This is a genomic window from Rugamonas sp. (assembly GCF_025354735.1).
Taxonomy (GTDB): domain Bacteria; phylum Pseudomonadota; class Gammaproteobacteria; order Burkholderiales; family Burkholderiaceae_D; genus Rugamonas.
In genome coordinates, this window is the sequence record NZ_JANXMI010000085.1 from 1 (window position 1) to 8,546 (window position 8,546).

The following is an 8,546-nucleotide window of genomic DNA, read 5'->3' on the forward strand; positions in this document are numbered from 1 at the left end:
GTGCAGGTGATCGGCCATCCATTGCTTGCGCGCCGTCAGGTGGCCGGTTTGCGCGGCCAGTTCGGTTCCGATGGCCTCGCCACTGGCCAGGCGCCCCAGCACGTTGTCCTCGCGGCCGTAGGCGATCACCGTGTGCGCGCCCGACTTGGCGGCGCGCTTGGCCGCCAGGATCTTGGTCAGCATGCCGCCGCGACCCAGGCTGCTGCCGGCGCCGCCCGCCATCGCTTCCAGCGTCAGGTCGCCGGCCCGCCCCTGCTGGATCAGCACCGCCGCCGGGTCCTTGCGCGGATCGGCGCTGAACAGGCCTTGCTGGTCGGTCAGGATGATCAGCGCGTCGGCCTCGATCAGGTTGGCCACCAGCGCGCCCAGGGTGTCGTTGTCGCCGAACTTGATCTCGTCGGTGACGACGGTGTCGTTCTCGTTGATGATCGGCACCACGCCCAGGCGCAGCAAGGTGGTCAGCGTGGAGCGCGCGTTCAGATAGCGTTCGCGGTCGGCCAGGTCGGCGTGCGTCAGCAGCACCTGCGCGGTGCCCAGGGCGTGCGCGCGGAAACTCGTTTCATAGATTTGCGCGAGGCCCATCTGGCCGACGGCGGCGCAGGCTTGCAGTTCGTGGATGTCGGTCGGGCGGCGCTCGAAGCCCAGGCGCAGCATGCCCTCGGCGATGGCGCCGGAACTGACCAGCACCACCTGCTTGCCGAGCGCGCGCAGGCCGGCGATCTGCGCGGCCCAGCGCGCGATGGCGGCGTGATCGAGGCCGCGGCCGTCGTTGGTGACCAGCGAGGAGCCGACCTTGATGATGATGCGGTGGGCGTTCTGTATGACGGAATTCATGGCGACGGCGGCGACGTGGATAACATCGACGATCATAACCGTTTATACCATTTTGATCGAATGTTAAAACGGCCGCACTGGGCGGCCGTTCGGGTACTGCCGATCGCCCGACATCCATCGAGGATCTTGGTCGACGATCTTAGTCGAGGATTTTGAAGCGCGGATCGTCCGGATCGATGGACGAAATGCCGCGCGCCTCTTCGGTCATCTGGGTTTCTTCGGCACGCTGTTCGCTGTGCTTTTTCTGTTCCAGGTGCTGATAGATGGCGTTGACCAGTTCCGGGCAGCCGTCGTGGGTCAGCGCGGAGATCTCGAACACGGGACCCTTCCACGCGAAGCGCTTGATGAAGTCCTTGACGATCTTTTTGCGCTCGTCCGGCGGCAGCATCTCGACCTTGTTGAGCACCAGCCAGCGCGGCTTTTCGACCAGCGACTCGTCGTACTTTTGCAGTTCCTTGACCAGGGCCTTGGCTTCCTTGACCGGATCGACGTTGGTCTCGAACGGCGCCATGTCGACGATGTGCAGCAGCAAACCGGTGCGCTGCAAGTGGCGCAGGAACTGGTGGCCCAGGCCCGCGCCTTCGGAAGCGCCTTCGATCAAGCCCGGAATATCGGCGATCACAAAGCTCTTCTCGTGCGACACGCGGACCACGCCCAGATTCGGGTGCAGCGTCGTGAACGGATAGTCGGCGATCTTCGGACGGGCGTTCGACACGGCCGAAATAAAGGTCGACTTGCCGGCGTTGGGCATGCCCAGCAGGCCGACGTCGGCCAGCACCTTCAGTTCCAGGCGCAGTTCGCGCCGTTCGCCTTCCTTGCCCTCGGTCTTTTGACGCGGGGCGCGGTTGGTCGACGATTTGAAGTGGATGTTGCCCCAGCCGCCTTCGCCGCCCTTGGCCAGCATTTCGATCTGGCCGTGTTCGGTCAGGTCGGCGATGATTTCGCCGCTGGCGTTGTCGATGATGAGGGTGCCGACCGGCATGCGCAGGGTGATGTCGTCCGCGCCCTTGCCGTAGCAATCGGCGCCGCGTCCCGGCTCGCCGTCGCGGCCCTTGTGCATCTTCGAGAAGCGGAAGTCGACCAGCGTGTTGATGTTACGGTCCGCCACGGCCCAGATCGTGCCGCCGGTGCCGCCGTCGCCGCCGTCGGGGCCGCCGAACGGTCTAAATTTTTCACGGCAAAAAGAGGCGCAGCCGTTACCACCGTCGCCGCCGATGACCTCAATTTTTGCTTCGTCGATAAACTTCATAATGTGCCGCCATAAAACTAAAAAGGCCCTACCTGGGGCAGAGCCTTTCGATTGAAGGCTTGCGCCTTACGGGGTGGGCCGGGGGCGCGAACGCCGCCGGCCGGTACTGCATTTAGGCTGCTGCTACTGCTGCAACAGCCGGTACGACCGTCACGAACTGGTGCGACTGAGGACCTTTGACCACGAACTTGACCTTGCCGTTCACCAGAGCGAACAGGGTGTGGTCTTTGCCCATGCCGACGCCTTCGCCGGCGCGCACAGGAGTGCCGCGCTGACGAATGATGATGCCGCCTGCATTGATCGTTTGGCCGCCGTAGACTTTGACGCCCAGACGTTTTGATTCTGAATCACGGCCGTTTCGCGTTGTGCCGCCGCCTTTTTTGTGTGCCATTTATAGCTCCTTAATTAGCTGTGTCGCAAACGGGATTAGCCGTTGATCGAGACGATTTGGATTTCGGTGTAGTTCTGACGATGGCCTTGATGCTTCTGGTAGTGCTTACGACGACGCATCTTGAAAATCTTCACCTTATCGTGACGACCGTGTGCCACAACAGTAACCAGTACCTTTGCACCTTCGACCAATGGGGCACCAAACTTGATGGTGTCGCCCGCGCCAACGGCGAGGACTTGATCGATAGTGATTTCGGAACCAATGTCTGCCGGTATCTGTTCTACTTTAAGTTTTTCGCCAGCGACAACTTTGTATTGTTTGCCACCGGTTTTTATGACCGCGTACATGATTTGAAACCTCATCAAATGTTAAGAAAAATTCCTCCCCGGCTCTGCGAATGAGCTGCATGGAAACGGGGGAACCGCTGATTATACATGGATGGACATTTCGCGTCAAAAACTATTCACAAACGGCCGCTGTCGTGGTATGTCGACAACTTTGCCTGCGCGCGCGGCGGAATCGACAGCGTCCGCCAAACGCCACCGGCGGCACGGGGCATGACGTATAATCGCCGCACTTCCCAGTCTATAGCAGGTTCGCCTTGTCTGACGCTACCCAACACGCTACACAAAACAACATCATCCACACGATCGCCGCCGACATGGACGCCGTCAACACGGTGATCCGCGCCAAGCTGCAATCGGAGGTCAGCCTCGTGAGCCAGATCGCGGAATACATCATCAGCGCCGGCGGCAAGCGCATCCGGCCGGTGCTGGTGCTGCTGGTCGCCAACGCCTATTCCTACCGCGGCACGGCGCACCACGAACTGGCGGCGGTGGTCGAATTCATCCACACCGCCACCCTGCTGCACGACGACGTGGTCGACGAATCGTCGCTGCGCCGCGGCCGCGCCACCGCCAACGCGCTGTTCGGCAACGCCGCCTCGGTGCTGGTCGGCGACTTCCTGTATTCGCGGGCCTTCCAGATGATGGTGGGCCTGAACAATATGCGCGTCATGCAGATCTTGTCGGACGCCACCAACGTCATCGCCGAGGGCGAAGTGCTGCAACTGCTGAACATGCACGACCCGGACGTGAGCCAGGAACGCTATCTGCAAGTGATACGCTCGAAGACGGCCAAGCTGTTCGAGGCCGCCGCCGAACTGGGCGCGCTGATCTCCGGCGCCAGCGACGCGCAGGTGGCGGCGGCCGGCGAATACGGCCGCTCGCTCGGCACCGCCTTCCAGCTGATCGACGACGTGCTCGATTACGCCGGCGACGCCGCCGAAATCGGCAAGAACGTAGGCGACGATCTGCGCGAAGGCAAGCCCACGCTGCCGCTGATCTACCTGATGGAAAACGGCACGGAGGAACAGCGCCAGCTGGTGCGCGCCTGCATCGAGCAGGGCGACGAGCAGCATTTCGACACCATCCTGGCCGCCGTCACCAGCAGCGGCGCGCTCGATTACACGCGGCGCCAGGCCGAGACGGCCGCCAAGCGCGCGTCCGACGCGATCGCCGACCTGCCAGACAGTATTTACAAGCAGTCCCTGTTGCAGCTGGCGCGCTTCGCGGTGGACCGCAACCACTGACCGCGTGCGGACGAAAAAAAGCGAGGCCGGTGCGAACCGGACCTCGCTTTTTTTTCGCCTCCGGCGCCGCGTCTAGGGCAAGATTTCCAGCACCAGCTGCGCCGGCCGGCACAGGCGCACGCCCTTTTCCGTGACCACGAACGGCCGGTTAATCAAGATGGGATGCGCCATCATCGCGTCGAGCAGCGCATCGTCGGACAGGCTGGGCTCGGCCAGCCCCAACTCCCCATAAAGATCACCCTTGTCGCGTATCGCCGCCCGCACGCTCAGGCCGGCCTGCGCGATCATCTGTTGCAAGACCGCGCGCTGCGGCGGATGTTTCACGTAGTCGACCACCACCGGCTCATGCCCCGCTTCGCGGATCAGGGCCAGGGTGTTGCGCGACGTGCCGCAGGCGGTGTTGTGGTAAATGGTAATCGTCATAATCGTTTATATCATTTATATCGTTAGTATTGTTTGTATTGTTTCAATATCAAAAACCCTGGCCGCTATCGGCCGGCAGTATGGGCTGGTCCAGGTTGGCGACGAACTGCGCCGGCTTGCCATCCTGTTTATAGACCACGCCATCCTTCATCACGAAACCGACCTTGGTCATCAGGCCGATGTCGGTCAAGGGATTGCCCGGCACCGCCACCAGGTCGGCCAGCTTGCCGACGCTGATGCTGCCCAAATCCTTGTCCTGCTTGAGCAGCTCGGCGGCGTGCGTGGTCGCGGCCTGGATGGTGAACATGGCCGGCATGCCCGCCTCCACCATGTAGCCGAACTCCTTGCCGTTGTCGCCGTGCGGATAGATGGCGGCGTCGGTGCCGAAGGCGATCTTCACGCCGGCCTTGTAGGCGCGGCCGGCGGTGCCCTGGATCAGCGGGCCGACGGCGGCGGCCTTGAGCGCCACCTGCGGCGGGAAATAGCCGGGAATCTTGGCCTTTTCATCGACGAATTTGCCGGCGATGATGGTCGGCACATACCAGGTGCCGTGCTCCTTCATCAGTTTCATGTCCTCCTCGTTCATATAGGTGCCGTGTTCGATGGAGTCGACGCCGCCGAGCACCGCGCGCCGGATCGCCTCGGCGCCGTGGGCGTGGGCCGCCACCGTCATGCCATAGTCGCGCGCCGCCGCGACGACGGCCTTGATTTCCTCGACCGTCATCTGGGCGTTGTCGGCGCTCTTGCTCTCATCGAGCACGCCGCCGGACGGCATGATCTTGATGAGGTCCGTGCCATCCTTGTAATGCTGGCGCACCGCCTTCCACGCGTCGGCCGGGCTGTTGATGATGCCTTCGCGCGGCGTCGGATCGCCGGCCAGGCTGCTGCGGTAACCGTCGGTCGGATCGGCGTGGCCGCCGGTCGAGCCTATCGGACCGCCGGCGGTGAAGATGCGCGGCCCCGCCACGATGCCGGCGCTGATCGCGTTGCGCAGCGTGATCGAGATGTTGTCCGAGTCCCCCAGGTCGCGCACGGTGGTGAAGCCGGCCAGCAGCGTGGTGCGGGCGTACACCGTCGAACGGATCGCGTAGTCGGCCGTGTTCCAGCGGAACTGGTCGGTATATTGGGTCGGGCTGGTCTGGCCGGTCAGGTGGGTGTGGCTGTCGATCAGGCCGGGCATGCAGGTTTGCGTCGATAGATCGATTTCGGTGGCGCCGGCCGGCACCTGGTGGCCGGCGCTGACGGCGACGATGCGCTTGCCGTCGATGACGACCGTGGTTTCACCGAGCAGCTTGCCGGCCTGGGTGTCGATCAGCTGGCCGCAGTGGATGGCGGTGGTGGCCGCGGCGGCGCCGGCGGTGGCGCAGCAGGCGGCGATGCCGGCCGCCATCGCGGCAAGGTGAAATGGAAGACGCATGCAATAACTCCCCAATAGTGGACGAAAGTGGACGAATTCAACGAATTCGACGAGCACATCAACCCAGCGCCCAGGTCGCGGCGGCGGCGATAGTGTCTCGACGGAAACGTTATCGTTGATCTTACACAGTATCGGGTCACAAATCATCCCCGAACGGCATCGCCGTGACGGAATTGAACAATGCGAAAAAATATGATTTAATTACCAAAGTTTCATTGCGTTGGATGTCACGCCGTCGGGGTGTGGCTCAGCCCGGTAGAGCGCTGCGTTCGGGACGCAGAGGCCGCAGGTTCGAATCCTGCCATCCCGACCATAATCCCTTGTTTTATAAGGGTTTTAAATATATTGCAGCTGGTCGAGTACTACACTACCATGTGTAGTACAACAGTTAGGTTTAAGGCTTGGGAATTCTTACATTCCGGCGCGCCACGACCTGGCACAAGACCAATAAGAACAAGAATGACGTCTGCAAAGCAATCCCCTACTCCGCATCCATCTCGTACCGTCCCGATCCCTGACACGCTCGAATCCATAAAGGGCTACCCGGACAAGCTCAAGATCTACCTCATGGCCGCCAGTTCGTTTTGGCAGGTCAGGTTCTTCGATGGCAAAAGCACGATCAAACGCAGCACCGGCCAGACCGATAAACGCGAGGCCATCAAGTCCGCGATTTCGTTTTACGAGAAGCTGCTGATCAACAAGCACAACGGCGTTGCCATCGTGAAAAACACCCGCTTTGATGCTTGTGCCAGCAGCTTTATGCAGGCGCAGGCTGCTCGCGTAATGCGCAAAGAAATGTCCGCTGAGTGCCATCGCAACGATCAGTACTTCCTCGACGGCAAGGTGCTGCCAGATTTTCGTGAGCTGAACATCGCGGAGATTAACTACGAGCACCTGCAAAAGTTTGTCGATAAAATCGGCGTCGATCTGTCCGGCTCTTCGATCCAACGCTACCTGGGCCTGATCCGCAAAATCTTCGACCATGCCCAGAACCGCGACCTGTTAAAGTCTATACCCAAATTCCCCAAGATCCCCAAGCACGACGAACCTCGTGGCTGGTTCAACTTTAAGGAATACGACAAGCTACTCGCCAGAGCAAATGAACTGATCGGGCACGAAGACGTGATTCGGGCTGCGCCCAAGGCCGGCCAGGAGCAGGGCAGCGTCGTTCGTAGTATCAAGTTCACGGCTGAACTGCCGCGCATGATCGAGTTCATTGCAAATAGCTTTATCCGCCCCACGGACATCAAAAACATGCAACACAAGCATGTTGAAGTCATCCGTGACGATAATATCTATCTGCGCCTGTCACTGCCAGAAAGTAAGAAGCACAGCGACCCAGTTGTGACGATGGAACGCGCAGTAAATGTCTATGAAGAGCTGACAGCTGATCGCGCAAGCGCTAGACAGGCAAGGCCTGATGATTATGTCTTTATGCCGGAACACCAAAACCGCGACACCGCGCTGCGACGCCTCCAGCAGCAGTTTAACTATCTGCTTGATGACCTTGGCTTTAAAGCCGGTTCTCGCGGCGAGATCTACAGCCTGCGCCATACCTGCATCATGCACAGGCTTCTGGAAGGGGATAAGATCGACGTACTGACGCTGGCACGCAATGCGCGGACCTCTGTGGAAATGATCGAACGCTTCTACGCCAGCAAGCTTAACGGCGAAATGAACATCGAGGCCATACAGTCGAAGCGTGAGAAAAGTAAGGGCTTGAAAATCGGCAATAGCAGCAAAGCCAATGTTCAGCTTCAAGTGCACGGCAATAGCTTGGTGATGAACCTGCCGGTTGCAAAGAATGCGCCGCTGAACTTGGGCTAGCCTGACGTTGGTTTGTGTTGTTCGGACAATATTCAGTGCTATTGTCCGAATCTCATCGCCCCGATCACTTCGAGGTCGTTAATCTCCGGCGGCTGCGCCCTGCAAATTACGATGCTCAGCACGCGCCAGCGCATCGAACACCTTCACTGCCTCCAGCTCATTCGTAATAGCCACCTGAACTAACGCTTGAATGTTAGTAGCGCCAGTTTTTATGTATTCGGTGTACTCCTGATAGAGTATAGCGTCTTGGTGCGAGTTGATTTCTTGCGGTTTTATTTTCATTCAATATTGGAACAAAATATTGATAAATCATCAACATAAATCACTTACCAATAGTTAGCCTAATCCTTAGCAATCGCAATCCTAAATCCCGTCTGGATCTCGACATATGTTTGAAGTTCTCTGCCGCCTTCATCGTTTCCTGATGCTCAATCAACTGCGCTTTGTACGCCTTGAACGCGTCCTCCGCATCACGAGACATAAATGTGGGTCCGAAGCGCCCAGAATAATGACGAACAAGCGTACCAAGCAGTACCTTTGTGAGAGCCAAGTTTCTGCCGTTTATTATGCCATCCAGCAGGCCGATAACCTGTTCAATGTAATCTTGTTCATAGGGTGGACGTGCCATCTTAATTTCCTTAGACTGCTCCCGATTGTTAGACTCTGCGTCTCTCTTAAGGGTACCTCTAGAAACCTATCCTGCCGTTCGCAGGTTCGGTAAAATTCTGGCATCAGCCCGCGACCAATGAATACCACAATGATGAAGCCCCGGATCAGCCTGTTTGCCGAACATGAACGCGAAGACCGTCGTACC

General features: G+C 59.4%; 9 protein-coding genes, 1 tRNA gene and 1 pseudogene. 3 read left to right on the forward strand and 8 right to left on the reverse strand.

The features are described 5' to 3' along the window. From proB to rplU, 4 genes are all read right to left on the reverse strand, one after another. A partial coding sequence (gene proB / locus Q0S71_RS07610; protein WP_295993713.1) for a glutamate 5-kinase occupies window positions 1-834 on the reverse strand: 834 nt, incomplete at its 3' end. A 139-nt stretch (window positions 835-973) separates the two neighbouring features. Further along, window positions 974-2,083: a GTPase ObgE gene (obgE, locus tag Q0S71_RS07615; protein ID WP_295993689.1), complete on the reverse strand. Its 1,110-nt coding sequence runs from the start codon at window positions 2,081-2,083 to the stop codon at window positions 974-976. 112 nt (window positions 2,084-2,195) lie between these two features. After that, window positions 2,196-2,474 carry a 50S ribosomal protein L27 gene (rpmA, locus tag Q0S71_RS07620; RefSeq protein WP_295993691.1) on the reverse strand — a complete coding sequence of 93 codons (279 nt, stop codon included), beginning with the start codon at window positions 2,472-2,474 and terminating at the stop codon, window positions 2,196-2,198. Window positions 2,475-2,509: 35 nt separating this feature from the next. Then, entirely contained in the window at window positions 2,510-2,821 is a 312-nt protein-coding gene (rplU, locus tag Q0S71_RS07625; RefSeq protein WP_093387741.1) for a 50S ribosomal protein L21, read from the reverse strand. 254 nt (window positions 2,822-3,075) lie between these two features. On the opposite strand from rplU, the gene ispB reads away from it, so the two are divergent. Then, on the forward strand, window positions 3,076-4,065 hold the full coding sequence (gene ispB, locus Q0S71_RS07630; RefSeq protein ID WP_295993699.1) for an octaprenyl diphosphate synthase: 990 nt from the start codon (window positions 3,076-3,078) through the stop codon (window positions 4,063-4,065). 75 nt (window positions 4,066-4,140) lie between these two features. On the opposite strand, the pseudogene arsC reads toward ispB, so the two are convergent. Then, window positions 4,141-4,488, reverse strand: a pseudogene (gene arsC, locus Q0S71_RS07635) (arsenate reductase (glutaredoxin)); the annotation flags it as partial. 49 nt (window positions 4,489-4,537) lie between these two features. After that, complete coding sequence (locus tag Q0S71_RS07640; protein ID WP_295993702.1) at window positions 4,538-5,905, reverse strand: amidohydrolase family protein; 1,368 nt, start codon at window positions 5,903-5,905, stop codon at window positions 4,538-4,540. A 236-nt stretch (window positions 5,906-6,141) separates the two neighbouring features. Here Q0S71_RS07640 and Q0S71_RS07645 point away from each other — a divergent pair. Together Q0S71_RS07645 and Q0S71_RS07650 are read left to right on the forward strand one after the other, a co-directional pair. Continuing rightward, window positions 6,142-6,218 (forward strand) — tRNA-Pro (locus Q0S71_RS07645). 146 nt (window positions 6,219-6,364) lie between these two features. After that, entirely contained in the window at window positions 6,365-7,732 is a 1,368-nt protein-coding gene (locus Q0S71_RS07650) for a hypothetical protein (RefSeq protein WP_295993705.1), read from the forward strand. A gap of 78 nt (window positions 7,733-7,810) precedes the next feature. Here the strand turns inward: Q0S71_RS07650 and Q0S71_RS07655 are convergent, their stop codons facing one another. Together Q0S71_RS07655 and Q0S71_RS07660 are read right to left on the reverse strand one after the other, a co-directional pair. Then, window positions 7,811-8,014 carry a hypothetical protein gene (locus Q0S71_RS07655; RefSeq protein WP_295993708.1) on the reverse strand — a complete coding sequence of 68 codons (204 nt, stop codon included), beginning with the start codon at window positions 8,012-8,014 and terminating at the stop codon, window positions 7,811-7,813. Window positions 8,015-8,054: 40 nt separating this feature from the next. Further along, window positions 8,055-8,360, reverse strand: a complete 306-nt coding sequence (locus tag Q0S71_RS07660) for a hypothetical protein (RefSeq protein ID WP_295993710.1) — start codon at window positions 8,358-8,360, stop codon at window positions 8,055-8,057. Between the last annotated feature and the right edge of the window lie 186 nt (window positions 8,361-8,546).